A 24,640-nucleotide genomic window follows, 5' to 3' on the forward strand; every position below is an offset into this window, starting at 1 on the left:
TTTCCCCTCTTTTGATCAGATTTTTTGTGGTAAAAAAAATCTATTGTGTAATCAGGTCTTGATAGCCCCTGTTAACACCCCTTTGGCGAAGTGCTTTTGCAGCATCGGGAAGAAGCACATGATCGGCACCATCGATACGAAGACCGAAGCCATCTTCATTCCCGTGGAAAAACCGGATTTGTTCAGGGCGTCCACGCTGGCCGCATTCGAAACGTTTGTCGACGATTCGACGATAATGGTCCGCAGGACGTTTTGCAGCGGAAGCATTTCCGCTTTTCGCAGGAAGATCATTGCATCATACCATCCGTTCCAGAAGGCCACGCCATAGAACAGCGTAATGGTCGCCATAATCGGCGCCGCGAGCGGAAGGACGACAGAGAACAAGATGCGCCATTCGCCCGCCCCGTCGAGCCTCGCGGATTCCATCAAGGACTCCGGCAGGCCCTGGAAGTAGTTCATCATCAGGATCATATTGAAGGCACTGAAGCTTCCTACCAGGATGACAGACCACAGGGAACCGGTGAGGTGCAGCGATTTCATGACCAGGTACAGTGGCACAATCCCGCCGTTAAAGATCATGGTGAACAGGACAAGGAAGAAGATAAACTTTTTCCCCGGGAACTTGTTGCGGCTGAGGCCGTAAGCCATCGTGCTCGTCAGGAACAAGCTCAGCGGCAGGCCGACCACCAGAATTTTAATGGTGTTCCAGAAGCCCGTCAGCAGCCTGCCGTCTTCGAACAGCGCACGGTAGGCGTCCAGCGTCGGATGCTTCGGCCACAGCATCATCGGATTATCGGCATACTCCTTCTGTGAGGCGAGCGAAATCGCGATCACGTTCAGGAACGGAATCAAAATAATTAAAGCCAACACAATCAGCACGATAAACATGATGTAATCGAGAAGCGTCATTTTACCGACCCGGTATTTATGCCGTTTCTCAGCATGCGTACTCATCTCTCTAACACTCCTTTCCTAACGGAACAATCCGTCTCCGCCCATCAGTTTGGCCACGCGGTCCGCAGCAAGCAGCAGAATCATGTTCACGAGCGAACGGAACAAGCTGACCGCCGTCGAGAACGAGAAGTCCGTCGAAGACTGGAACGTGATCCGGTAAATGTACACGTCGAGCACCTGGGACACGTTCTGCGTCGCCGCATTCGCCAAGTTGAAGATCTGGTCGAAGCCGGCGGACATCAGCCCGCCCACGTTCAGGATGAACATGACCGTGACGGTCGGCAAAATGTTCGGCAGCGTAATTTTGAAAATTTGCTGCATCCGCGAAGCGCCGTCGATCTGCGCCGATTCGTATTGATCCTGGTCGATCCCCGAGATGGCAGCCAGGAAGATGATGGCCCCCCATCCGGTGGATTTCCAGATGTCCGTCAAAATCAGCATCGGCAGGAACATGGGCTCGGAGCCGAGGAAGTTGATCGTCGGAAGTCCAAGAAGCTGCAGCGCGCTGTTCAGCAGGCCGTCATAGGAAAGGACGTTGATCACGATCCCCGAAACAATGATCCACGACAGGAACTGCGGAAACGTAAAGATCGTCTGGAACAGCTTCTTCGTCTTCCGCATCCGGAGCTCGTTCAGCAGGAGCGCCAGCAGAATCGGGAACGGGAAGGTGATGATCAGCTTGATAATGTTGATATACAGTGTTCTCCACACCGCTTGGGCAAACGTCGGGTCGCGGAATACATACTTGAAGTTCTCCAGGCCGACCCAAGGGCTGCCCCAAATTCCCATGTTGGCTTTGTAATGCTTAAACGCGAGCGACAAGCCGCCCATCGGCAGATAAGCAAACAGGATCAGCCAGATGATGCCGGGAATAAGCAGCGTATACGTCATCCGGTGCTTCCAAATTTCCGTAAACAGATTACCGGTTTTGGAACGCCCCTTTGCATTTTTGTTCGGCCCTAAGGCTGCGGGTTTCAATTGGCATCTCCTCACTATTCTTGGGTCTTGTCTTCAAACAGAAAATCAAAAGCGGTCTTTAAATGCTCTTCCCAAAAGAGCCAGTCATGCGTTCCCGGTCCCTCTACGTACCGGAAATCGAACGGGCTGTTCTCCATGCTGGCGGCAAACTGCCGGTTCATTCCGACGAACGGATCCTCCGATCCGCAGCAGCACAGCACCGGCGGCAGCCTTCGGCCCTCTTCGATCAATTTCGCGGACAGCGCATACACATCCTGATCCGGCTTCACCTCAAGCCCCGGTCCGAAGACGGCCTGCATCTCCCTGCGCATCCCTTCCGGCATCGCCGGGTCATTCAGACGCTGACGGATGTCGGTCACGCCCGAGAAAGATACTGCTTTGGCGTACCGCTCCGGGTAGGTGAGCGCGCATTTGAGCGCTCCATAGCCGCCCATCGACAATCCCGCCACAAACGTTCTTTCGGGATCGGTATTCAAATGCAGCAGGCGCCCGCACAGCTCGGGTAGCTCCTCCGTGATGTAGTGAAAATAGTCCAGCCCGTAAACCATGTCGGTATAAAAGCTTCGTCCTGCTTCCGGCATGATCACCGTACAGCCGTGCCTCGCCGCGAACATTTCCACGGTCGTCAGGCGGTGCCAGGTGCTGGCGTTGTCCCCCGCTCCGTGCAGAAGATACAGCGTGCTTGAAGTGGGGATGCCGGTATCCACCGGAGAGATCACATGGATGCTGGTCGTCATCCGCAGCGTTGGCGAGCCGGTATCGATCGTTAGATGCGCCATATGTAACCCCTTTCATTTCAGTTCGACTGCTCTATCGTGTTGTCCGCCTTAGTCAGCAGCAGCCCCCTTTCGGGAAGCCGGCCCGGCTGAGCCGATAACGGACAGTTTCGGCCCGTCATTGGTTCTTCTGATCGCCGATTGCGTTCCCGCCTAAGCAAGATCCGATTCAGCCTCATCGGGCGTTATCGGTAGCTGCCGCAGGAGCGTCAAAAGCGATGAAAGCGATTTTTTCGAATCGTTTCGATTAACATCATAAGCCCGTTGTCTAAACCTGTCAACAACCTTTTTTACAAAGGCCCAGCGAACTGTATTTTTGTGCAAATCCTTGATCTCACTTACGTTAATGCGACAAAATCCCTAGCGGATTGCAAATGGTAACCGCTTACAAAATGGAGTTGACAACATAAAGTAATCTGTAATAATCTCAAGATTAACGAATCAATGTGGAAACGTTTCTATAGATTTCATCCTATTCCCTGACGGCCGTAGCGGAACGGCATATGCAGTAACCCGTTTCAGCCATAGGGATCAAGCGGAAGGAAGGCTTAACGATGACATTTCAAATCGACGGTTTTATCGATAACGCAGGCAGCAGGAAACTAAACGTTTTATCCGTCCGGGTGCTGCAAAATGGGCAGCTGCTGGGGCTCTGGGACCAGGAGGGCGACGCCCGCCGGCTTCAGCATTCGGTCAGCAAGTCTTTTACAAGCATGGCGGTCGGACTTGCCATCGCCGAAGGAAAGCTGACGCTGGATGCACGGTTAAACGATTTTTTCCCTGACTATGGAAAATCGGTGAAGGATTCGGCCTATCCACCGGGAGAGCTGACCCTCGGTCATCTGCTCCGGATGGCTTCCGGCCACGATGCCCCGCCGCTCTGGGCGGAAGAGCGGGAAACGCTGCAGGAGAAGGATTGGGCAAAATACTATATGTCCCTGCCCTTGGACCGGATTCCCGGAGAGACCTTCACGTACAGCAGCGGCGATACGTTTATGATCTCGGCCATGGTTCAGGCCGCCGCCCTAGAGACGGTGCGCGATTATTTGGTGCCGCGGCTGTTCGAGCCTCTCGGCATCCGGGATGTCCGGTGGGACACGTCGCCGCTAGGCGTCACGCTCGGCTGCACCGGGCTGTGGATCAGCTGCGAAGAGCTGAGCCGGTTCGGTCAGCTGCTGTTGCAGAAGGGGCGGTGGCAGGGCGTCCAGCTGATCCCGGAGGCATGGATCGGCGAGGTTACGCGGAAGCAAATCGACACGCCGGGAACGGCGGACTGGGGTGCGGGTTACGGCGGCCAATTCTGGATGTGCACGCATGGAGCATACCGCGCCGACGGCATGCGTGGACAGTTCTGCGTCGTCATCCCGGACAAAGAGGCCGTGATCGCCATCAACAGTGACGAGGATGATATGCAGGGCATTCTCGACGCCGTCTGGGCAGATATTTTGCCCCAGCTCTAAGCGTGTTACATTTTCGTGACATGTCAGAAAATACAACAAAACGGTGCCTCCTCTTAGGCGAGGAGAGCACCGTTTTTGCTTGCTTGGGGGTGAGGAATCTGGACCATTCGTATCTGTCATTCCCTTAAGAAATGACCCCTTTGGACAAAATCAGGTTGCCGTACAACGCACGTTCTCCGGTCGCCACGACTGCGTAGGCTTTCTTCGCGCGTTCATAAAATTCGAAACGTTCCAATTCGGTGAACTTGATGTCTTCCCCTTCCGTCTCATGCACGATCTTGCGGTATACTTCCCACACCGGCGTTTCCACCGGATCTCCCGGCACCACCTGCATCAGCATGACGGGATACTCCACGTACCTGTTCAGGGGCAGCAGCTCAAGCGCAGCCTGGAGCAGCTCGGGAATGCCGTGGCCGTCCGCCCGGACCAGCCGCTTGGCCAGACTGGCGGAAGGAAAATTTCCGTCGGCGAATACGATCTCGTCCCCGTGCCCCATTTCGCTTAATATTTTCAACAGCTCAGGAGACAGCAATGCAGAAATTCCTTTCAACATGACAAAAACCTCCTATAATGTTCCCACTTGGGGTGTCCTGAAACATAATACGACACGCGGCAGGAATATCCTTCCTGAAATAATTTTTACACTCGCATGAAGCTACCGGATACACTGCCGTTGTATAATAGTGGAAAATGACCACTAAACGAAACGGAGGATTTGTCGTCCATGAAAAAGACCTGGCTGCTTGGCTTCGGATTTTTCAGCATCAGCATCACCTGGGCGCTGTACAATGCGTTTGTTCCGTTTTTCCTCGATCCGTATCTGAAGAGCGCCGCGTGGATCGGCTTCATGATGACCATCGACAATTATTTCGCCCTGTTCCTGCAGCCATGGATCGGCAATCGGAGCGACCGGACCGTCTCCCGTTTCGGCAAGCGGATGCCCTACCTGCTTATCGGCATGCCGCTCGCTGCCCTGTTCGTCGTCCTGATCCCCTTTCACACCAGTCTGCTGACGCTGGTCCTGTTCATGATGCTGATGAACCTGGCGATGAGCCTCTACCGCTCGCCAACGATCGCGCTCATGCCGGACATCACGCCGGAAGGGAAGCGGACCAAAGCCAACGGCGTCATCAACTTCATGGGCGGCGTAGGCGGCATTCTCGCGTTTGCCGGCGGATCGCTGCTGTACAACCAGAACCGCTCCTTCCCGTTTATCGCCGCGGCGGTCATCACCCTGCTGTCGCTGTGGATTCTGTACCGCTTCGTCCCCGTTCGGGGAAGCGGTTCCACACCTTCCTCCGCGCCGCAGGAAGGAAGCCGGATCAAGCTGCGCGGCGAGCTGGACCGGACGACGGTGCTGCTGCTGATCGCCATCTTTTTCTGGTTCGTCGGCTATCAGGGAGTCGAATCGTTGTTTACGCTTTACGGCAAGCATCATATGGGGCTGCAGGAAAGCGCCGCTTCCTTCTCCCTGACCTTCTTTTCGCTGTTCTTCGTCCTGTTTGCCATCCCGAGCGGCTGGCTCGGCAACCGTTACGGGAAGAAGAAGATCATCCTGACGGGTGTCGCCGGCCTGTTTCTCGTGTTCGCGGCTGTTCCGTTCATCGGGACCGTGGGACCGCTCCGCGTGTTGCTTGCCCTCGGCGGCATCTTCTGGGCGTGCATCAATATTAACTCCTATCCGTTCATCGTATCGACCGGAAGCGAAGCGAGCATCGGAACCCGAACCGGACTGTATTACCTCGTGTCCTCCCTGGCGGCGATCACTTCGCCGCCGCTGCTCGGGCTGATCATCGACCAGTTCGGCTATGCCTCCTTGTTTGTCGTCGCGTCGGCCAGCCTGCTGATCGCCCTGCTGTTCCTGACGATGGTTCGCCATGACGGCAAAACGGCCGGCGCAGGATCCGAGACAGCGACGCTAAACGGATAAACAGATGGGCGTATTACAAAAAAACATCCACGGCTGACGAAGCCAAGCGGATGTTTTTTTGCTGAAATGCGAATTGCCAATGCCTGCTTACACCAGCAGGTCGGCGACCACCGGAAAATGGTCGGACGGCATTTTGCCCTGGCGGTGGTCGGTGATCACGCCAAAATTGCGCACCTGTACCCCGCCGGTCACGAAAATAAAATCGATGGCGCTCTCGAACTCGAGACCATGCTCCTCGCCCGAGTTCAAATACGCAGGGAACAGCCGCGCGGCCGTTTCCCGGGAGTCAAAGCCCTGGAAGGTGAATGCCGGGCCGAAATGCCGGTAATCCGCGCTGACCGCCGCATCACGCAACAGAGCCTCGCCCTCTTCTTCGCCGCAGAGGACGCGGTAGGCTTCCGAATCGCTGGTGACGTTGAAATCCCCGGTCAGCACCGCGGCGCCCTTTTCCACCAAGTCCCGGATCCGGCTTTTGATCAAATGTGCGCTCTGCTTGACCGCCTCCACGCCGATGTGATCAAAATGAGTGTTCAGATGGATAAATTCTTTTCCCGTATATGTATCTTTGAACCGGCACCAGGTTACCATCCGGGTGCAGGCTGCGTCCCAGCCCAATTTGCCCGGCTTCTCCGGCTCTTCGGACAGCCAGAAATGTCCATGCTCCAGCGGCTTCAGCCGCTGCTTCAGGTAAAAGATGCAGGCGTATTCGCCGTCCTGCTTTCCCGTCCTCCCGGCCGGCTCCGATCCAGCCGTACCCCGGCAAACGCTCTTCCAGATCCGTCAGCTGGTTATGCAGCACCTCCTGCATGCCGACCAAGTCGGCGCGGTGGAAGCGGACGATTCCGGCAACCAGGTCCCGCCGGCTGTTCCAGGTATTCTCGCCTTCCTTGTCATAGTCGTTTTTGATGTTATACGACATGAACCGGAGCTCCATCTCCGGTATGGCTGTGTTGCTCACATCAACACCTCATTTCTCAAAGTTTACGCACGCCCATTCTACCATAATCCGCTGGAAAGCGATCACAAAATTTGGTTAAAGGCACGATTAATCCCCTTCAGACGGGTTCACAGCTTTGATATGATCGTGCTTTGCTTTGTGGGATCTCCTATGTGGGACGCCAATACAGGACACGGCGAAAAGGCCGCCCCCTTGGATCGGGTAGATCCAAAGGAGCAGCCTTTATCGGAAACACGTTGTTTATGGGGCCAGCTTGGCCATCAGGCTGCGGAGCGCCGCTCCGCGGTGGCTGATCGCCTGCTTCTCCTCCATCGTCAGCTCGGCCATTGTTTTCCCGTATTCGGGAAGATAGAAAAGCGGGTCGTACCCGAAACCGCCCGAGCCGGCGCGGTCGGCGGTAATCCATCCCTGAACCGAGCCGGAGGCCTCAATGAAGCCGCCCGTTGCCGGATCATACAGTATCAGCGTGCAGACAAAGCTCGCCGGGCTGAGCAGCGAATCCTGAACGTCCGCGCCCATCTTTTTGTCCTCCAGCATTTGCAGCAGCTTCTCGTTGTTTTGCTCATCCGTGGCATGCTCACCCGCAAACCGGGCGGAGTACACGCCCGGACGGCCTTCCAGCTCGTCAACGCATAAGCCGGAATCGTCGGCCAGCACCGGAAGCCCGAGGGCATCGCCTACGGTTTTGGCTTTCTTCAGCGCATTCTCCGCAAACGTGCTCCCGTCCTCTACTACATCCGGGATGCCGGGATAGTCGAACATGCTTTTCACCTGTTTGCCCAGCGCGGCGAAGGCATGCTCAAACTCCTTGACCTTCCCTTTGTTCTTCGTCGCCACAATAATCGTATCGCCCGCCGGAATCATGCTAGGCCTCTCTTCCGGCTTGTCCCGAGCCGATCATCAGCGCAATGGGGCCAAGGGCTTCCTTCTGCTTGGCGATCAGCTCGCGGATGCCCTGCTCTCCAAGCTTCAGGAGCTCATCAAGCTCCTGCCGCGTGAACGGGCTTTCCTCGCCGGTTCCCTGCAGTTCGACGAACGCGCCGCTGCCGGTCATGACGAGGTTCATGTCCACCTTCGCCTTCGAATCTTCCTCATAATTCAGATCGAGCAGCGGCTCTTCACCGACCACTCCGACGCTGACCGAAGCCAGAAAGTCGCTGATCGGGAACACCGGCAGCTTGTGCTGCTGGGCGATTTTGTTGATCGCAATGGCCATCGCCACAAACGATCCGGTAATCGACGTCGTGCGCGTACCTCCGTCTGCCTGAATGACGTCGCAATCCAGCGTGATAGTCCGCTCGCCCAGCGCCTGCAAATTCACAACGGAGCGTAGCGCTCTGCCGATCAGCCGCTGAATTTCCATCGTACGTCCGCTGAGTTTGCCGCGCGCGGCTTCCCGCTGGTTGCGGGATTGCGTCGCCCGGGGCAGCATCGAATACTCCGCCGTTACCCAGCCTTTCCCCTGTCCTTTCAAAAAAGGAGGAACCTTCTCGTCCACCGTGGCGGTGCAAAGGACTTTGGTGTCCCCCATCTCAATGAACACGGAGCCTTCCGCGTACTTGTTTACGTTCACTGTCAAATTCATCGGCCTAAGCTGATGGCTGCTGCGTCCGTTTGATCTCATCATTTCTGCCTCCTACTTCGTTCGCATCCTGTTTAAGCAACCTTTATTTTACCAAAATGGAGGGATAAAAACACCCTGAGCTGCCCTTAAAGCGGGATTTCGTTAATATAATCGGGGCGTGTGACTGGCTGGCTGTAGTCCAAATTGTCGGTTCCGACGACCTTGGACTCCCCGTTCAGCTCGATTTTGACCTTTGGATTCCCCGCATTTTCCGCCACCGTCAGCACGACGGACTGGAGCATTTCGGTCGGTACCGCATCGCCTTCGGCGAACATGTCTTCCTTCAAGGAGACCGTTACCGTTCCGTCCTTCTCCTTCTTCACGGACTGCAGCTGCGTCTCGTCGGTCATGACTTGTTCCAGGCCGTCTGTCTCCTGCGGACCGCGGATCAATTCGGCGAGTGCCGACTGCAGCGCGTCCTGTCCCGGTTTGACAAGCCGCGTTACCGGAACGTAATACTGAATGCCGGCCGGCGATGCCGCCGAGAAGTAAACGGTGACTGGCGACGAATTCGTCAGCGTGGCCCCCTGCCCGACTTCCAGATTGATGCCCATGCTCCGGCTGAGCGGCTGATCCAGCGGAGTGCCCCCTACAGGCATTTCCGACAGCTTCTTGCCGTCAACCCACAGCTGGACCTTTTGCACATCCGCATTACCGGTCAGGGTCCAGGCCAGCGATTCGAGAATTTTGCGCTCATCCGGCGCTTTGTATTTCGTGAATGCACTGTTAAACTCGACAACGGCCAGCTTGTTATCCTTGTCCACCGTGACCTTCTTGACCTCGGTTCCTGCAGGCAGGACGCCCGTGAAGCCTTCCGGAATATATTTGGCATAGGCTCCGCCGGAGACGAGCGTTTCCACCGACAGCTGAACCGAAGTTTTATCCTTTACTTCCGGCAGACCGAGGGTGACGGGGGCAAGCATCCCGTTCCCGTCCGCCAAATACACGGTCGTCGGGGTGCCGGTGAGCTCGGCCTTAGCCTTGGCGCCTGTGGTGCCTGTGCCGTCCGACATATTGAGCATCTGCTCCTCGACCGCTTTCGGCGGCGCATCGATGTCTTCCGAAGCCGAATGGGTCCCGAACAAACCGCAGCCGGACAGGATAACGGGAACGGCCAGCAATCCGGCGGCGGAAATGCCGCGAATTTTGTTAAGCTTGGTCATAAGTCTGGTTCCTCCTAATCATTTTGTACAGTTTGTACTACCATGTATACGAGCCCCCTTCCGAAAAAATAACAGCCGGCCCATATTAATTTTATCCAGGCTCCTGCGCCTTCCCTGCTGCTTGAGGATGCGTCAAAATGGGCATAACTGGACAAAGATATACTGCAAAACATACAATCAAATTGCGTGAAGTTACATACTACTTGGATGACGGGGTGACGTAATGAGTGAAGCAAATGAGGCAAAACAAGCAAAAATTCCATACAGCTTAAACAGTAAAAAGGTATCCGAAGCGACGCGGGAGTGGCTTCATAACCGGGGCGTGAGGGTGGAGGAGATCGCCGAGCTCGTTATGCTGCTGCAGAAAAAGTACTATCCGAACCTGACGATGGAGGAATGCATCCTGAACGTGGAGAAAGTGCTTAGCAAGCGCGAGGTGCAAAACGCGGTACTGACCGGCATCCAGCTCGATATGCTGGCCGAGCAGGGCAAGCTGCTCTCCCCGCTGCAGGACATGCTGGAAAATGACGAGAGCCTGTATGGCGTCGACGAAGTGCTGGCCTTTTCCATCGTTAACGTATACGGAAGCATCGGCTTTACGAATTACGGTTATATCGATAAGCTCAAGCCCGGCGTGCTCGAGCGCCTGAATGACAAAAGCACCGGGGAAACCCACACGTTCCTGGACGATATCGTCGGCGCGGTCGCCGCGGCGGCCAGCAGCCGGATCGCGCACGGCAAGCAGGCGGAGAAGGAAACGGGCGACGGGCCCGATGAGGTTCGGCTTCCCGAAGATCACTAAAACAACTCTATCATCATCGAGGAGGGCTGATTCGTCAGCCCTTCTCTTGTCATTTGGCGAGGAAAATAACGCAGAAGGTTCGGAGCCGGACTAATGCAACGCTCCGAACGCAAACAAGGACGGCCTCTTGGCCGTCCTTTCTGCTCTTCCTGCCGCTATGTAACGGCGGCTTCATAGCGAAAGATGCCGTCATGACCCGGCACCTTCTTCACCTGGCCTCGCCGCTCCAGCTCCTGCGTATGCGCCAGCGTCTCGCACATGGCGAAGCGCATCTGGTGAATGCCGAGCGCGGTGCCGAACAGGGCGGCGCACAGCTCAAAACCGGTCGCCGGCCCTGCCTGAATCCGTCCCAGCACCCGCACCAGCCGCTCTTCATGATGCTGCAGGAGCGCCTCAAGCCGGGCCTCAAAATGGTCAAACGGATTCCGGTGTCCCGGATAGGCCCGTTTTACCTGGAAGCCCTGCAGCTTCCTGAGCCCGTTCAGAAACGAATGCAGCGGCTCAGGATCGCTTCCGGACAGCAGGCTGACGTTCGGGGAGATCTGCGGCAGCACCGCATCTCCGCACAGCATGACCCCGCTCTCCTCGTGCAGCAGCGACATATGGCCTGGCGCATGGCCCCACGTTTCGATGGGCATCCATCGCCGCCCGCCCATCTCCAGCGGTTCCCCTTCGGTCAGCGGCAGCGCCGAAGGCAGCGGCTCTACCTGCGGGAAGAAGCTCTCCAAATGGGCGGGGAGCTGGCTTGTCCACGCCTCGGGCATGCCGTGCTGCCGAAACAATAGCGGCAGGTCGTCATTCATCGTGGATGCCTCGCCCCACATCCGCTGCATTTCCTCCGCCGCCCGCGCGGACATCCGGACCGGGCAGCCCGCCTTTTCCTGGAACCACCCCGACAATCCCAAATGATCGGGATGATGGTGCGTAAGCACGACCGACTCCACGTTCCCGAAAGGGATGCCCAGCTCATCCAATACCTTGTTCCAGGCAGCTTCATTCTCCGCGGTCCGCGGTCCCGGATCGATCACCGTAACCCCTCCTGAAGGCCCCCGCAGAATATAGCTGTTTACCCAGCGCAAAGGGTATGACATCGCCATCTTTACCTGAATGATGCCGTCTTCATAGTGCGTAATCTCGGGTATATTCAATGCCCCGTCCTTCTTTCATTTATGCTTTCTCTTCCTGCGGGCGCCGTCCCACAAAAATCATCCGCTGTGAGCGCCCCTCGTCATAATCGACTTCCTCATTATAGCCGCCGTACACTTCGTCTGTCATGAGCCCGGCTTCCTGCAGCATTTCCTCCAGCCGGCCGCGCGTGTACAGCTTCACCCGCTCGTGATACTCCCGTGTGCCCTTGGTGCCGTGCATATCCGATATGGAGATGTCCTTGATTACAAAATCCCCTTCGATTCGGCGCTTCTCCACGATCCGCTGCCCCTCTTCCTCCCGCTCCGATTCCGGAACCAGATGCCTCCGGACATAAGGGGAGTTCATGAAATCGATGATAAACCACCCTCCGGGTTTCAGCATTCGGCGAATCTCCCGGAGTACCTTGAGCTGCTCCCCGTCCTCGCGAAAATACCCGAACGACGTAAACAGATTGACGACCGCGTCAAACCCGCCTTCCAGCGGAAGTTCGCGCATATCGGCCTGCCGCCATTCCACCCGCTCCTTCGTGTCCAGCCTCCGGGCCTCCCGCAGCAGTACGTCGGAGAGGTCAACCCCGGTGACGCGGTAGCCCGCGTCCACCAGCGCGAGGGAGTGCCTGCCTGTTCCGCAGCACAAGTCGAGCACCTGCGCCCCTGACGGCAGGTCCAGCCAGGAGATCATCGTCTTGACCTCCCGGGCTGCCCCTTCGATGTCACGGTGCTTATATACCAGGAGATAGTCCTCTCCGAAACTTTTTTCATACCAATCCTTCATCCTCTGCGTCATCCTCCTGTGTATGTGAGTCGGTTCCATGAATTATTACATTCAAAAAGGACGGTTGAAACCAGCCGGCTGGCAGCCTGTGCCCGCCGTATGCAGTATAGGATTCGACGCGCCATGGGATTGTATGAATCGAGCCGATAAGGCTGGTCCGGTTTACGACCCAGGCACATATTCATGCGACAGAATCGAATACAGCCAGGAATTCGCAAAGCCTCCTTTATTCGTCGGCATATGCTCGCGGAGATAGCCTTCCTTTTGCATGCCGATCTTCTGCATGACCCGCTCGGACCCGATATTTTCCGGACGGCAGGTCGCATAAATCCGGTGTACTCCCAGCTGACGGAAGCCGAATTCCAGCATCGCCTTCGCGCATTCCGAAGCATAGCCTTGGCCCCAATGATCCGCATGGAAGCAGTAGCCGATTTCTCCGTTCGAGCCCGAGACGTTGATTCCGCAGCCGCCGATCAGCTCCCCGTCCGTTTTGCGGGTTACCGCCCACTCGTAATGGGTCCTTGGCTCTTTCTGCTGCATCGCCTTCATGCCTGCGACATAGTCCTTCGTTTCCTCCTCGGTATTCGGACCCCAAAGGGTATAACGGGTAACTTTGGGATCTGATGCGTAACGGTGTACGCTCTCCCAGTCTTCCGGCACAAACTCGCGGATGACCAGCCTGTTCGTCTCCAGCCTCATCTTCATGTCTCCTCCTTCGAAACGCATTGAATGAATTGAATCCAGATTAATCCATCTGCCTTTCGGTGTCGACCCCCTTAAATGAAGAGCATTAGGAGAGCTGCCACAGCCGCCATCATTTGCCGAAATATAGCGGAAAATAATGCGGAACCCGGCCCATATTGCGACAAACCTTTCACCAGACTGGTGATATAGTAAATATGCACTAATCATAGTGTTTTAAAAATTGGAGGGATTAGATATGGAGCATTTGGAATTGGACATCTTGATGGCTGACGAAGAAGCAGAACAGGAAGAGCAGATCGACGACATCGAAGAAGAAGATGAAGAGGCGGAAGACGAGGAAGAATCCGAATTCGTAGAAGAGGCGGATGAGGACGAAGACGAAGAAGCCGACGATGAAGAAGACGACGAAGAAGCTTAACTGGCAACACAATCCCTTCTCCCAGATACACAGAAGCTAATCCAACAGACCTGTTCAGCGATGAACAGGTTTTTTGAATTTCGATCGCAAAAATAGAACGAGCAGGCCATCCTCCCATTTCAAGGAATCAGCCTGCTCCAGTTCAGCCGTTCAATGTAATTATTTGCTCAGCGTTTCGGTCAGCACCGGTACGATTTGCGATTTACGAGACACAACACCCTTCAATACGGCGGTATTGTTCTCAAGCTTCACGTTATAAGCCGTTTCGACCGCAGCAGTGGATTTTCCGAGGGCCAGCGCCACGGAATCGTTGTTCAGGATATCCGTTACGACAAACACGAACAGATCGAGACCTTTCTCGCTGATGATCGCATTCAGGGCGTCCTCCAGTTCAGCCTGACGGTTCAGGACGTCGTTAGGGTCCACCGTGTTCACTTGGGCGATTTCCACTTTGCTGCTGCCCATTTGGAATTCTTTGGCGTCCAGGGAGATCAGCTCGGCAATCGTCTTGCTGCTGACATCTGCACCCGCTTTAAGCATGTCCAGCCCGTACTGCTCCAGGTTGACTCCGGCGATTTCGGCGAGCTCGCGCGCAGCGGCTACGTCCTCCTCGGTGCAGGTCGGGGATTTCAGCAGGAGCGTATCGGATACGATCGCGGATACCATCAGACCGGCGATTTGCGGCGTAACTTCAACGCCTTTTTCCTTGAACAGCTTGTTCAGGATCGTTGCCGTGCAGCCTACAGGCTCTGCGCGGTAGTACAGCGGATGGCTTGTCTCGAAATTCGCGATGCGGTGGTGGTCGATGACCTCGCTCACGCGCACCTGATCGATGTCGCTAGCGCTTTGCTGGCGCTCATTATGGTCAACGAGAATAACCTCGCTTGCTTCGTTAGCCACGGTTTCCACTTGGCGAGGGGCCTCGGCTTTGAAATAATCCAGCGCAAACTGCGTTTCGCCGTTGACGGCGCCCAAACGAACCGGCTCCGTATTATGGCCGAGCTTATTCTTGAGGTAAGAGTATACGATCGCTGATGTGATCGTGTCCGTGTCCGGGTTTTTGTGCCCGAAAATCAATGTTTTTGCCATGGTTTCAACTGCTCCTTTATCGTTTGGAATAAATGAAGACTTGGTTCATGCCGTAATCTACATACGATTATAGCGGGAATTGGGCTATATTCCAATTCCTTTACAGAGATTTATTCCTGAAGGCTTGATTACAGCCTGATTTCGGGAGGCGTCTTGGCCGGAATCCGCTTCAGCGGCTGCCCCTCTTTATAATACAGCGACGGATTCAGCAGCACATAGAAAATATGGGTATGCGGGCAACCGAGGTTCTCGAGGATCCGGTTGATGTTCTCGGCGATCGCATGATGCTTCTCTTCCTCGCGCGGGAACATGAAAATTTCCACGGACCGGGGGCTGTTTGTGATTTTTTCCACATGTAAAAGCTCAATTTTGACGATTTCTTCCGGAATGTTGGCGATTCCTGAAATGCATTCGATAATGGCCGGTGCGGCGGTCTCCACCACATTCTTTTCAAAACCTGTAAATCTGACAAAAGGCAAAGCCGTTCCCTTCTTTCTCTTTCTTTCTAAAGCTGTGCCCGATCTAAATATATCGGCATTACTAACCTACCATAAAAACGGCAAAGGAGTCACCTCCCCAAGAGATCACTCCTAAATGCCAATGGATACTGCTGATACCCCAAATCCGATGCCTGACGCCGCTATTCCATAATTTTCGACGGGTTGGCAACGACGTCGATTTTCTCCTGCACACGCTCCGGGCTCCCCAGAAAATGGCGGTTCAGCGGCTTCAAATCGTCGTCCAGCTCGTACAGAATCGGCACCGCGGTCGGGATGTTCAGATCCACGATGTCCTCCTCGCTTATATTTTCCAGCACCTTCATCAAGGCCCGCAGGCTGTTCCCGTGCGCGACGACGAGCACCTTCTTGCCCGCCTTGATCTGCGGCACGATCTCCGCTTCCCAATAAGGGAGCACGCGTGCGATCGTGTCCTTCAGGCTTTCTCCCAGCGGAATCTCCTGCTTCGTCAAGTTGCCGTAGCGCTTATCCTTGGGAGGGTAGCGGTCATCGTCGGCCGTAATCTGCAGCGGGGGCACGTCGTAGCTCCGGCGCCACAGCATGACCTGCTCCGCGCCGTATTTCTTCGCCGTCTCCTCTTTGTTAAGTCCCTGAAGCGCGCCGTAATGCCGTTCGTTCAGCTTCCACGATTTGCGGATCGGGATCCACAGCAGGTCGTTGACGTCCAAAATATAATTCAGCGTTTTGATCGCCCGCTTTAATACGGACGTATATGCGATATCGATTTCATAGGGAATATCCTGCAGCAGATGCCCGGCCTTGATCGCTTCCTGGACCCCTTTGTCCGTCAGATCGACATCCGTCCAGCCTGTGAACCGGTTCTCGCGGTTCCACTCGCTTTCCCCATGTCTGACCAGAACCACCTTGTACATGGTGCCACACTCCTTTACTGCCTTACTCGTAACAAACTACCGGTATAGCTTTTAACCGACAAGCATTTTTTAAACTTTTTCTTTTCATTCCAATCATTTTACATACTGGCTGCGGGTGAGCTGCCGTCCCTGGCGATCTACTGTTTGCGGACTCTCAGCTCTTCCCAACACATGCTTATGCTCTGCAGAGGTTCCCCGCTGGGGTAGACTCCGGGACGTTCGCCCGGGTTGCCTCCCTGGCCGGACAGATTTACAATAACTACTGTTACATCATAATCGGAGAACGACGGAGGTACAATAATGAGAAATGCTTATTTGTTCGGCCAAATCGAGCGCGTGCGCACGGGCATCATCAACAAGGTGTCCGCGCTGCCTGAATCCAAGCGGGATATCGTCCCCGACGGATTCAACAACAATATCCACTGGCACCTCGGGCATTTGCTGGTCATATCCGACATGCTCGTGCTCCAGTACAGCGGCAAGGACGGCGTCATTCCGGCCGAATACCGCCCTTATTTTGCTTCGGGGACGAAACCGGCAGATTGGCAGGGCGAGGCACCGGCGTGGGATACCCTGATTTCGCAGCTCACCGAGCAGATTCGCGTGTTCCAAGAGCAGCTCGGTGACGACCTAAATCAGCCAGTCGCCAAAGCGGACAACTTTGCCAAAGCCGAGACGATCGACGAGCTGCTGGTCATGAACATTAATCATGAAGCATCGCATGTCGGAATGATCAACGCCATGCTGAAGAAGCTGGCCTGATATCGGGTCAGCAGACAGCACAAGGCAGCCCTTCTCCATGTCGGAGAAAGAGGCTGCCTTCATTTTTGGAAAGAACTCGGGTTAAAAACCGACGGTGGTAACCTGAGCGGCATCGCGTGTCGTCAAAACGGATTAACGATAGTCGTCATGCAGACGCCACCAGATGTAAGGCTGGGTTTGCGGCCATCCTTCAGGTGAATCCTCCCACGTTTCCTGGCGGCCAAAGGGTGTCAGGTCGAGCAAATTGAAGTCCGCGCGGATCCTGTCGACGCCACGGGAGGCTGTGAAATAGGTGCGGAACACCTCATCTCCATCGCGGAGAAAGACGCTTAAGCCGAACCCGTCCCCTGCACCCATGTCATTGTTGAATTCGTTCCCGTTTGAAGAGAACCAAGGTACATTCCATCCCATCCGGTCTTTGAACGGCCGGATCTGTGACAGGGGCGCAGGGGAGACGAGAATAAAGGTCGTATCACGGGCATTCAGGTGGGCAAGGTGGCCGATGTTGTCGACAAAAGAGGAGCAGCCTGTGCAGCCTTGACTGGCGCCTGGAGCCATCATGAAGTGGTACACCACGAGCTGGCGGCGTCCGTCAAAAAGATCAAGCAGCGGCACTGTACCATCCGGTCCCTCGAACATATAATCTTTACTGATCCGTACCATCGGCAGCCTGCGGCGCTCTGCGGCCAGCGCGTCCAGCGCCCGGGTAAGCTCCTTCTCTTTGACGAGCAGCTTATCGCGCGCGTCCACCCACTCTTGTTCCGAAACGATTTGCGGAAGTGCTGTGTTTTTCGTATCCACGGGTATCCTCCTCCAAGTTTTAAAGGATTCGTTGGTTCTGCCATTATCCTAGCATGGTTCATTTCCCGGGATTTCTTATGAATTGCTGAAAATAATATGAAGCTGCATATTACTTGTGTCCGGGAACATCCTCCTCCATTCAGACGTTCTATATAGGAAGGAGCTGATGGATATGAACATGTATCTGATCATCTTTGGGCTGATCTTGATTGGAGGCGGTATCATGACCCGCCGGAACCTGGGAAGGGGATGGCGGAGCAGCGAAAGCTGGAAGACAGTAGAAGAAGCGGAGCCCAGCGAGTCCTACCTGGAACTCCAAAAGGTCCGCGGCTTCCTTGCGATCGTGCTCGGCTCGATTTTTATCGTAATCGGGTTGTTTATGCTGCTGTTTTTATGACCGCCCCTTCTCCAGAGAACAGACCATTTTGAAGTTTCCGGGTACCGCCTGAAACCCCAGCAGATCGCGGTTGATGCGAAGCATGGGACCGTTCAGCGAATCGTTGTGGGTTCGCAAATAAGGCACACCGGCAGCGCGTGCGGTATGTATGGCCAACAGCTTCAGCGCCAGCCCGATCCGCCGGCCCCTATACTCCGGAAGCACACCGGTAAACTGGTGGCACATCGCCTGGGTTTGTTCGTTCTGCTGCAGGGTCACGACGCCGACATAGCGGTCCCCGTCCTTGGCGATATGTACATACTCCGGCCGCACGCCGGCCAGGTTAATATTCCATTTCTTCCATTCCTCAAACCAGGGGAAATCCTCGTTGTATCCCGGAATGTCCTGATGGGCGATCCTATACAGCTCATGAAGCTTCCGCTCCTGCGCCTCTCCAGGCTCATCCTTCAGCGTCACGAACATAATGCCGGATGACTCGGCGCTGCGAATGCTTGGCAGCAAAGCTTGGTCGGTAAAAGACGACAGATCCAGCACAGATTCAAAGGTGTGGCGTTCCAGCAGGTAGCCCCGGCGTTCCGCAAACGATAGCGAGGCCCCGTCATTCTCCCTCATAAAACAAACGAGACGGGAAGCCTTAACCAGGCACGCCCACTCGCGCACTTCCCGGGACAGTGCCCTTCCAGCTCCGCAGCCGCGTTCATCCGGATGGACGACAAGTGTAACGTTGAGGCTGCCGGGTTCGTTCCAGGGCGCACGCCAGGCGATGGCGTAACCGATGACCTCTCCTGCCCGGTTAACGGCGACCCATTTCGGGCGATCCCAGCCCATCAGCCGCCCCTCTTCGTCGTAATGAAGCTGGCCCGGCGGTATACTCTCTTCTTCGTCCTGCAGCTGCTTGGCGGTGACGGGTTCCGACCAGATCAGGCTCAGCAGCGCCGCGGCTGCTTGAAAATCCTCCCTGCCAAAACGGCGAATCGTAAAGTTTGACAATATGTATTCCTCCAAAAAATGGTATTGGTTTGCCTCGCTCATTATCTCATGCAATCACTTTGATGGAGCGATAAAGTTTGGGTATAGCGTTTTTTTCCTTAGCCGGGGCGCTTTCCGCTCCCCTACGTGCTCATAAATATGAATCTTTGAAAAACAAACTTTTGCACACGATCATCTGTCCGATACCGATCTGTGAAGCCGGCATAGAATATATCAATCTTAAGAAAAGGAGTGATATATTTGGCAAACAGCGATGTACGTCTTGCCCTTTGGTCCGGCATTAATTTTACGGGCCGCAGAATCTTGTTCAGACGCGGTGGAGTTGCGGTCCGCGACCTTGGAGCTTTCCGCTTCGACAATCTTCTCTCCAGCTTCCGTCTCAGAAATACGGTGCAGAGCAATCAAGTGACGCTTGTTTTGTTCTCACGAATTAATTTCCAGGGATCTTTCCGCGTGTTCCGTGGCAGCCAAAATGTAGCCAACCTGGGCAATTTCAACTTTAACAACGTCACGTCTTCTTTCATCCTCGTTGGACGCAACCTGACGAATGCCGAAATTTCCCAAATTCAAAGCACCGGCAGACCGCCTCAAGACATTCTTATTATCAGACAGTAATCATCTACAAAGGGTGCCCGTCAGGGTACCCTTTCCCATGTAACGAAATCCCCGCATAAGATGGAAGTGAACAAAATAAAGAACCTCCCGCTATGCCTTCCCGTCAAGGAAGACATCTCGCAGAAGGCCAAGGTCGCAAGAGAGGCTTCGATCAGATTTTTAATTCCCCAAGCTTGATCAGCTCGACAACGGCCTGAGAACGGCCTTTGACGTTTAATTTCTGCATCACATTGGAAATATGGTTCCGGACCGTCTTCTCGCTGATAAATAACTGACCGGCGATATCGCGTGTCGTTTTGTCCTGAACGAGCAGTTCAAATACTTCGCGCTCACGATGAGTCAACAAAAATTTGCTCTTATGATCGTTCCCCTTCAATGGTGTCACCCCTCCTTGCTCGGGTTTGTATGGTATAACAAGGTAAAGGGATACAGTCAACTCATATTATGTAAGGCACCGGGCTTTGGTGTCGTTATGCATAAAAATTAGGCACCTGCCTTGAAAGGGCTTACAGCAGGAGAGATTTCGGCATTTTAAAATGGCAGTTGACACATGGTCGGTAACTCATTATGATGTTGCTATCAATGAAATTGAGAATCATTATCAAACTGATCTATCCCCTTTCTTCTATAAGAAATAGAGGAAGTTTTTCTCGTGGTTACAGAATCATTCAGCGCCGCTGAAAATGTACACATTCTATAATCTTAAAAAAGGAGCTGCTTTGAACTTGAAGTTACATACGATCATTCCCGCCGGTATTATCCTCTCCTCCCTGCTCTTCGCAGGCTGCTCGGAGAAAGAAAGCGCAGATTCTGCTGCCAGCGAGGCAAAGACTGAGACGTCAGCCGCTAATACTGACACATCGGCGCCAAGCGCCGGTACCGATACAGCTGCGGCGCAGACGGCCGATTTCAGCGCAGCCGTGGAATCCTACCGCACCTTCGCGGTGGAGCAGTGCGATCAATTCGTGAAGCAAACGGAAAAATTCACCGAAGCGGTGAAAGCCGGCAAGCTCGAGGAAGCGAAGGCCCTATATGCCCCGGCCCGTTCCTATTACGAGCGGATCGAACCGATTGCCGAGGCGCTTGGCAATCTGGATCCCGACATTGACGCCCGCGTGAACGATGTGGATGCCGCCGATTGGCGCGGATTCCACCGGATCGAGAAGGGACTGTGGGAGGATAAGACGACCAACGGCCAGGAAGCCTTTGCCGACCGGCTTCTGCAGGACGCGCAGCTGCTCCGTGCCAAGGTGGAGACGGTCGATATTGACGCCAGCCTGATGGTAACCGGAGCGGTTGAGCTGCTGAACGAAGTGTCCTCCTCCAAGGTAACCGGCGAGGAGGAGCTCTACTCCCACACGGACTTGTACGATTTTGCGGCCAATGTGGAAGGCGCAACCAAAATTTACGAAATCCTGAAACCCGACCTGGCCAAAAAGGACCCGGATCTAGAAAAGCAGATCGGGGAGCGATTTGATGCGCTCAAGAAAGAACTGGACGCCTACAAGAAAGGCGACGGATACGTCAGCTACACCGAGCTGAAAGAGGACGAAGTCCGCAAGCTCAGCCAAAACCTGGATGCCCTGGCGGAGCCGCTGTCGAATATGGGCACCCTGCTTGGAGTGTAGAGCATGTCAAACCGTGAGCATGAGGAAACCAAAGATTCGTCGATTTTGAAAAAGCCGCTGTCCCGCCGCGACTTGTTGCGGCTGGCGGGCACCGGCGGCCTGGGATTGATCATCGGGGGCGCCGGTATGAGCGGCCTCTTCGCCGCGAAGGAGCGGAAGACGGTGGCAGCTGTTGCCGGCCATCCTGACGCCGGGGACCGCATCCCGTTCTACGGGAAGCATCAGGCCGGCATTATCACCCCCTCGCAAAACTTCATATACTTCGCCGCTTTCGACGTGACCACGACCGATGCGAAGGAGCTGAAGAAGCTGTTTCAAGCCTGGACCGCGGCGGCTGCGGCCATGACCGAAGGCTCCATGCTCGGGGAAGAGAGCGCCAATCACAACCTGCCGCCGGTGGATACCGGAGAGTCGGCAGGTCTTTCGCCTTCCCGGCTGACCCTGACGTTCGGCGCGGGGCCGTCCCTGTTTGATTCGCGCTTCGGGCTCGCCTCCAAGCGGCCGGCGAATTTCAGCGATCTCCCGGCCTTTAACGGGGATCAGCTGGACGCCCGCTGGTGCGGCGGCGATTTGGCCGTTCAGGCCTGCGCGGACGACCTGCAGGTGGCGTTTCACGCCATCCGCAATCTGGCGCGCATTGCCCGCGGCACGGCCGTGCTCCGCTGGACCCAGGAGGGCTTCCAGCGCACCGGCAGCGCCGACCCCGCAGGCGGAACCCCGCGGAATCTGCTCGGCTTCAAGGACGGCACGGCCAATCCGGATACGACAAGCAGCGAGCAGATGAACCGGGTCGTTTGGGCCGGGGCCGAAGGCGGCGCAGCCTGGATGGCCGGCGGCAGCTACATGGCGGTGCGCCGGATCCGGATGCGGATCGAGGTGTGGGACCGATCCTCCCTGAAGGATCAGGAGGAGACGTTCGGACGGTACCGGGCCAGCGGCGCACCGCTTGGCGGACAGCACGAGTTCGACAAGGTCGACCTGTCCGCCAAAGGGCCTGACGGATCGCCGGCTATTCCGGCCAATTCGCATATGGCGCTCGCCCGCGGAGACGGCTCCGTACAGATCCTCCGCCGGTCCTATTCTTATTCGGGGGGCATGGACGCCAAGACCGGCCAGCTGGATGCCGGACTGCTCTTTATCTGCTTCCAGCGCGACCTGCAGAAGCAGTTCATCCCCCTTCAGCAGAAGCTTGCGAAGAGCGACCGGCTGAACGAATATATTCAGCATGTCGGAAGCGCGGTGTTCGCCTGCTTCCCCGGCGCCTCTTCGGGAGGCTATATCGGAGAGACGCTGTTGTAGCCCGTTGACATCAAAATCTAGCAGAATTGACATAAAGGAGACTTCACCATGCTGCGAAGCAACCTTACGCCTCTTACCGGACGATGGAACCGCCCGCTGATCGGCGCCCTGCTGACCCTTGCGATGCTCCTCCTGAGCATCTTGGCCCCGCGCGCCGAAGCGGAAGGAAATTCCGCCCTGGACTCCCTTCTGCCTTCTGTAGGCAGCGCCCTGGTTGAAGCGGGCCAGCAGGAATGGTCCAAAGCGAGCGAGGATCTGAACCAATTCAAACAGCTCTGGGAGCCGGTCAAAGCCGGGGACACGGATCATGCCGGTTTGACAGCGGCCGTCGACGCTGCGCTTCAAGACGCGCAGAGCAAGCTTGCAAGCGGCGGACCGGAGGCAAAAACCGCGCTGTCCGCACTGGCCAAAGCGGTCAACGCATACGTCTCCGTGGCCGAGAGCTCGACCGGATCTTCCGGCGCGGCCATAAGCGGCGTGGAGTCGGCCAAGAAGCTGCTGCCTCTGGCGCAGGACAGCTTGAAGGCCATGCAGGCGGGGGACTGGGGCGCGGCCAAGCGAAGCTATCAGTCGATCGTGGATGCCTGGCCGACGGCAGAAACTCCGATCCGCAGCGATAACTTCACGGTCTACGGACAGCTCGAAACCGGGATCAGCCTCGTGCGGATCGCCCTCCAGGCTGAGCCGGTACGCGAAGAGCAGGCCGTGCAGGAAATGCAGAAGCTTATAACGCTGATGACCGGTTATACCGAAGGGAAAATCGCTGCCGCTGATTCCGGTAGTGACGGAAATTACCGGCTATCCGACGTGCTGGGCATCCTCGAAACCGCACGCCAGGATGCGCAGGCCGGCCGCAGCAGCGAAGCGGCGGACCAGATGACGAAGTTCATTTCCATCTGGCCGGCGGTTGAGGGCGAGGTGCGGGTTTCCGCTCCGGACCTTTACACGGATATTGAAAATAAAATGTCGGCCGTTTCCGGCTACCTGCTCTCCAGTCCGCCCAAACTGGATGAAGCCGTAAAGGTCATGGACGCGATGAAGTCCTCCCTCACCCCGCTTGCGGTCGATCACAAATATACCGCGTGGGATGCCGCACTGATTCTGCTCCGTGAAGGCCTGGAGGCCATTCTCGTGCTGTCCGCCCTGCTGTCTTATCTGAAGCGAAGCGGAAATACGCGCGGCCAGAAATGGATTTGGGGCGGAGCCGGGTCAGGCCTCGTCCTCAGCCTCCTGCTCGCGGTCGTGCTCACTTTCTCCATCTCCAAAGCGGCTTCAGGCAGCGCCCGCGAGCTGATCGAAGGCATCACCGGTCTGGTGGCCGTGGTGATGATGCTGACCGTCGGGCAATGGCTGCACAGCAAGTCAAACACGGCCGCCTGGAACAAATACGTGGGCAGCCAGATGGATCAGGCGCTGGCCCGAGGAAGCCTGTGGTCTCTTTTCGTGCTGGCCGGTCTAGCCGTCCTGCGTGAAGGCGCGGAAACGACCATTTTCTATGCCGGGATGGCCTCCTCCATTGATATGGGGCAGCTGATCCTTGGAATCGCCGGCGCCTTTGCCGTTCTGGCCGTGCTCGCTTATGCGATTATCGTGCTCAGTGCCCGCCTGCCTCTGCGCGGCTTTTTCCTGGCGGCGACCGTGCTGATCTACTACCTGGTTTTCCGTTTCCTTGGAGACAGCATCCATTCGCTCCAGGTCTCGGGTCGCATTCCCGCCCATTCGGAAACCGGGCTGCCGTCCGTATCCTGGCTTGGCATGTATCCGACCTGGGAAACGTTCATTCCACAGATGGTCGTGCTTGCTTTCGTGCTATGGCAGCTGATTCGCGTGGAGCTGCGGAATACGCAGGGATCCAAGGCACGCGCATAAATCTCTTATAAAAACCGGACTCTAAGAAGTCCGGTTTTTTGCGCTTTCGCTTTTACAGAAATTTAACATTCCCGCCCCTTGTAAACGTAAGACAAATGGCCTATGATGA

General features: G+C 55.8%; 27 protein-coding genes. 10 read left to right on the forward strand and 17 right to left on the reverse strand.

Annotated elements, in window-relative coordinates; all coding sequences use genetic code 11:
- Positions 1–51: 51 nt before the first annotated feature.
- Genes ABIE48_RS23370 through ABIE48_RS23380 form a run of 3 tightly spaced genes read right to left on the reverse strand, consistent with a single transcriptional unit; the run spans position 52 to position 2,711 of the window.
- Positions 52–954 carry a carbohydrate ABC transporter permease gene (locus ABIE48_RS23370; protein ID WP_076174223.1) on the reverse strand — a complete coding sequence of 301 codons (903 nt, stop codon included), beginning with the start codon at positions 952–954 and terminating at the stop codon, positions 52–54.
- An 18-nt stretch (positions 955–972) separates the two neighbouring features.
- Complete coding sequence (locus ABIE48_RS23375; protein WP_116234189.1) at positions 973–1,932, reverse strand: ABC transporter permease; 960 nt, start codon at positions 1,930–1,932, stop codon at positions 973–975.
- Positions 1,933–1,946: 14 nt separating this feature from the next.
- Positions 1,947–2,711, reverse strand: coding sequence for an alpha/beta hydrolase (locus tag ABIE48_RS23380; RefSeq protein WP_192717281.1), 765 nt, complete (start codon positions 2,709–2,711; stop codon positions 1,947–1,949).
- Between the two features lie 551 nt (positions 2,712–3,262).
- On the opposite strand from ABIE48_RS23380, the gene ABIE48_RS23385 reads away from it, so the two are divergent.
- Positions 3,263–4,168, forward strand: a complete 906-nt coding sequence (locus tag ABIE48_RS23385; RefSeq protein ID WP_192717282.1) for a serine hydrolase domain-containing protein — start codon at positions 3,263–3,265, stop codon at positions 4,166–4,168.
- A 124-nt stretch (positions 4,169–4,292) separates the two neighbouring features.
- On the opposite strand, the gene fucU is transcribed toward ABIE48_RS23385, so the two are convergent.
- Positions 4,293–4,721, reverse strand: a complete 429-nt coding sequence (gene fucU, locus ABIE48_RS23390; protein ID WP_076174215.1) for an L-fucose mutarotase — start codon at positions 4,719–4,721, stop codon at positions 4,293–4,295.
- Positions 4,722–4,892: 171 nt separating this feature from the next.
- Between fucU and ABIE48_RS23395 the strand changes: the two genes are divergently transcribed.
- Complete coding sequence (locus ABIE48_RS23395; protein ID WP_145029194.1) at positions 4,893–6,098, forward strand: SLC45 family MFS transporter; 1,206 nt, start codon at positions 4,893–4,895, stop codon at positions 6,096–6,098.
- Between the two features lie 87 nt (positions 6,099–6,185).
- Here ABIE48_RS23395 and ABIE48_RS23400 read toward each other — a convergent pair whose 3' ends face one another.
- The 4 genes from ABIE48_RS23400 to ABIE48_RS23415 all read right to left on the reverse strand — a co-directional run bounded on the left by ABIE48_RS23400 (position 6,186) and on the right by ABIE48_RS23415 (position 9,843).
- Positions 6,186–6,875, reverse strand: coding sequence for an endonuclease/exonuclease/phosphatase family protein (locus ABIE48_RS23400; protein ID WP_354520691.1), 690 nt, complete (start codon positions 6,873–6,875; stop codon positions 6,186–6,188).
- Between the two features lie 421 nt (positions 6,876–7,296).
- Positions 7,297–7,920 (reverse strand): XTP/dITP diphosphatase, encoded by a 624-nt coding sequence (locus tag ABIE48_RS23405; RefSeq protein ID WP_192717283.1) that lies wholly within the window; start codon positions 7,918–7,920, stop codon positions 7,297–7,299.
- Between the two features lies 1 nt (position 7,921).
- Positions 7,922–8,683 (reverse strand): ribonuclease PH, encoded by a 762-nt coding sequence (gene rph, locus ABIE48_RS23410; protein WP_116234184.1) that lies wholly within the window; start codon positions 8,681–8,683, stop codon positions 7,922–7,924.
- 83 nt (positions 8,684–8,766) lie between these two features.
- Complete coding sequence (locus ABIE48_RS23415) at positions 8,767–9,843, reverse strand: GerMN domain-containing protein (protein ID WP_076174208.1); 1,077 nt, start codon at positions 9,841–9,843, stop codon at positions 8,767–8,769.
- Between the two features lie 223 nt (positions 9,844–10,066).
- On the opposite strand from ABIE48_RS23415, the gene ABIE48_RS23420 reads away from it, so the two are divergent.
- Positions 10,067–10,645: a phosphatidylglycerophosphatase A family protein gene (locus tag ABIE48_RS23420; RefSeq protein ID WP_105446124.1), complete on the forward strand. Its 579-nt coding sequence runs from the start codon at positions 10,067–10,069 to the stop codon at positions 10,643–10,645.
- Between the two features lie 155 nt (positions 10,646–10,800).
- Here the strand turns inward: ABIE48_RS23420 and ABIE48_RS23425 are convergent, their stop codons facing one another.
- The 3 genes from ABIE48_RS23425 to ABIE48_RS23435 all read right to left on the reverse strand — a co-directional run bounded on the left by ABIE48_RS23425 (position 10,801) and on the right by ABIE48_RS23435 (position 13,267).
- A complete protein-coding gene (locus ABIE48_RS23425) occupies positions 10,801–11,793 on the reverse strand; it encodes an MBL fold metallo-hydrolase (protein WP_354519740.1) in 993 nt (330 codons plus the stop codon).
- 19 nt (positions 11,794–11,812) lie between these two features.
- Positions 11,813–12,568, reverse strand: coding sequence for a class I SAM-dependent methyltransferase (locus ABIE48_RS23430; protein ID WP_145029200.1), 756 nt, complete (start codon positions 12,566–12,568; stop codon positions 11,813–11,815).
- 162 nt (positions 12,569–12,730) lie between these two features.
- A complete protein-coding gene (locus ABIE48_RS23435; protein WP_145029714.1) occupies positions 12,731–13,267 on the reverse strand; it encodes a GNAT family N-acetyltransferase in 537 nt (178 codons plus the stop codon).
- A gap of 241 nt (positions 13,268–13,508) precedes the next feature.
- Between ABIE48_RS23435 and ABIE48_RS23440 the strand changes: the two genes are divergently transcribed.
- Positions 13,509–13,691 (forward strand): hypothetical protein, encoded by a 183-nt coding sequence (locus tag ABIE48_RS23440; protein WP_163881492.1) that lies wholly within the window; start codon positions 13,509–13,511, stop codon positions 13,689–13,691.
- A gap of 159 nt (positions 13,692–13,850) precedes the next feature.
- Here ABIE48_RS23440 and ABIE48_RS23445 read toward each other — a convergent pair whose 3' ends face one another.
- The 3 genes from ABIE48_RS23445 to gpmA form a co-directional block, all read right to left on the reverse strand.
- The gene (locus ABIE48_RS23445; RefSeq protein ID WP_192717284.1) at positions 13,851–14,780 is read right to left on the reverse strand and encodes a manganese-dependent inorganic pyrophosphatase; all 930 of its coding nucleotides are present in this window, start codon (positions 14,778–14,780) and stop codon (positions 13,851–13,853) included.
- 128 nt (positions 14,781–14,908) lie between these two features.
- Positions 14,909–15,259 (reverse strand): DUF1904 family protein, encoded by a 351-nt coding sequence (locus ABIE48_RS23450; RefSeq protein ID WP_089548421.1) that lies wholly within the window; start codon positions 15,257–15,259, stop codon positions 14,909–14,911.
- 161 nt (positions 15,260–15,420) lie between these two features.
- Positions 15,421–16,170: a 2,3-diphosphoglycerate-dependent phosphoglycerate mutase gene (gpmA, locus tag ABIE48_RS23455; protein ID WP_076174196.1), complete on the reverse strand. Its 750-nt coding sequence runs from the start codon at positions 16,168–16,170 to the stop codon at positions 15,421–15,423.
- Between the two features lie 300 nt (positions 16,171–16,470).
- Between gpmA and ABIE48_RS23460 the strand changes: the two genes are divergently transcribed.
- Positions 16,471–16,932: a DinB family protein gene (locus tag ABIE48_RS23460; protein WP_192717285.1), complete on the forward strand. Its 462-nt coding sequence runs from the start codon at positions 16,471–16,473 to the stop codon at positions 16,930–16,932.
- 132 nt (positions 16,933–17,064) lie between these two features.
- Here ABIE48_RS23460 and ABIE48_RS23465 read toward each other — a convergent pair whose 3' ends face one another.
- Positions 17,065–17,733 (reverse strand): DUF899 domain-containing protein, encoded by a 669-nt coding sequence (locus ABIE48_RS23465; RefSeq protein ID WP_192717286.1) that lies wholly within the window; start codon positions 17,731–17,733, stop codon positions 17,065–17,067.
- Positions 17,734–17,905: 172 nt separating this feature from the next.
- On the opposite strand from ABIE48_RS23465, the gene ABIE48_RS23470 reads away from it, so the two are divergent.
- Positions 17,906–18,130, forward strand: a complete 225-nt coding sequence (locus tag ABIE48_RS23470) for a DUF6199 family natural product biosynthesis protein (protein ID WP_192717287.1) — start codon at positions 17,906–17,908, stop codon at positions 18,128–18,130.
- On the opposite strand, the gene ABIE48_RS23475 is transcribed toward ABIE48_RS23470, so the two are convergent.
- Positions 18,125–19,120 carry a GNAT family N-acetyltransferase gene (locus tag ABIE48_RS23475; protein ID WP_192717288.1) on the reverse strand — a complete coding sequence of 332 codons (996 nt, stop codon included), beginning with the start codon at positions 19,118–19,120 and terminating at the stop codon, positions 18,125–18,127. The genes ABIE48_RS23470 and ABIE48_RS23475 overlap by 6 nt on opposite strands.
- A gap of 240 nt (positions 19,121–19,360) precedes the next feature.
- Here ABIE48_RS23475 and ABIE48_RS23480 point away from each other — a divergent pair, with 240 nt between their 5' ends.
- The gene (locus tag ABIE48_RS23480) at positions 19,361–19,735 is read left to right on the forward strand and encodes a hypothetical protein (RefSeq protein ID WP_105446116.1); all 375 of its coding nucleotides are present in this window, start codon (positions 19,361–19,363) and stop codon (positions 19,733–19,735) included.
- A gap of 151 nt (positions 19,736–19,886) precedes the next feature.
- Here the strand turns inward: ABIE48_RS23480 and ABIE48_RS23485 are convergent, their stop codons facing one another.
- Positions 19,887–20,111, reverse strand: a complete 225-nt coding sequence (locus ABIE48_RS23485; protein WP_036649309.1) for a helix-turn-helix domain-containing protein — start codon at positions 20,109–20,111, stop codon at positions 19,887–19,889.
- A 349-nt stretch (positions 20,112–20,460) separates the two neighbouring features.
- Between ABIE48_RS23485 and efeO the strand changes: the two genes are divergently transcribed.
- The 3 genes from efeO to ABIE48_RS23500 are packed head-to-tail and all read left to right on the forward strand — an operon-like array spanning position 20,461 to position 24,531.
- Positions 20,461–21,363 carry an iron uptake system protein EfeO gene (efeO, locus tag ABIE48_RS23490; RefSeq protein WP_192717289.1) on the forward strand — a complete coding sequence of 301 codons (903 nt, stop codon included), beginning with the start codon at positions 20,461–20,463 and terminating at the stop codon, positions 21,361–21,363.
- 3 nt (positions 21,364–21,366) lie between these two features.
- A complete protein-coding gene (gene efeB, locus ABIE48_RS23495) occupies positions 21,367–22,662 on the forward strand; it encodes an iron uptake transporter deferrochelatase/peroxidase subunit (RefSeq protein ID WP_145029215.1) in 1,296 nt (431 codons plus the stop codon).
- A gap of 48 nt (positions 22,663–22,710) precedes the next feature.
- Positions 22,711–24,531: an FTR1 family iron permease gene (locus ABIE48_RS23500; RefSeq protein WP_192717290.1), complete on the forward strand. Its 1,821-nt coding sequence runs from the start codon at positions 22,711–22,713 to the stop codon at positions 24,529–24,531.
- Positions 24,532–24,640 lie beyond the last annotated feature (109 nt).

Origin of the sequence: Paenibacillus sp. OAE614 (assembly GCF_040546645.1) — a bacterium.
GTDB lineage: Bacteria > Bacillota > Bacilli > Paenibacillales > Paenibacillaceae > Paenibacillus_AQ > Paenibacillus_AQ favisporus.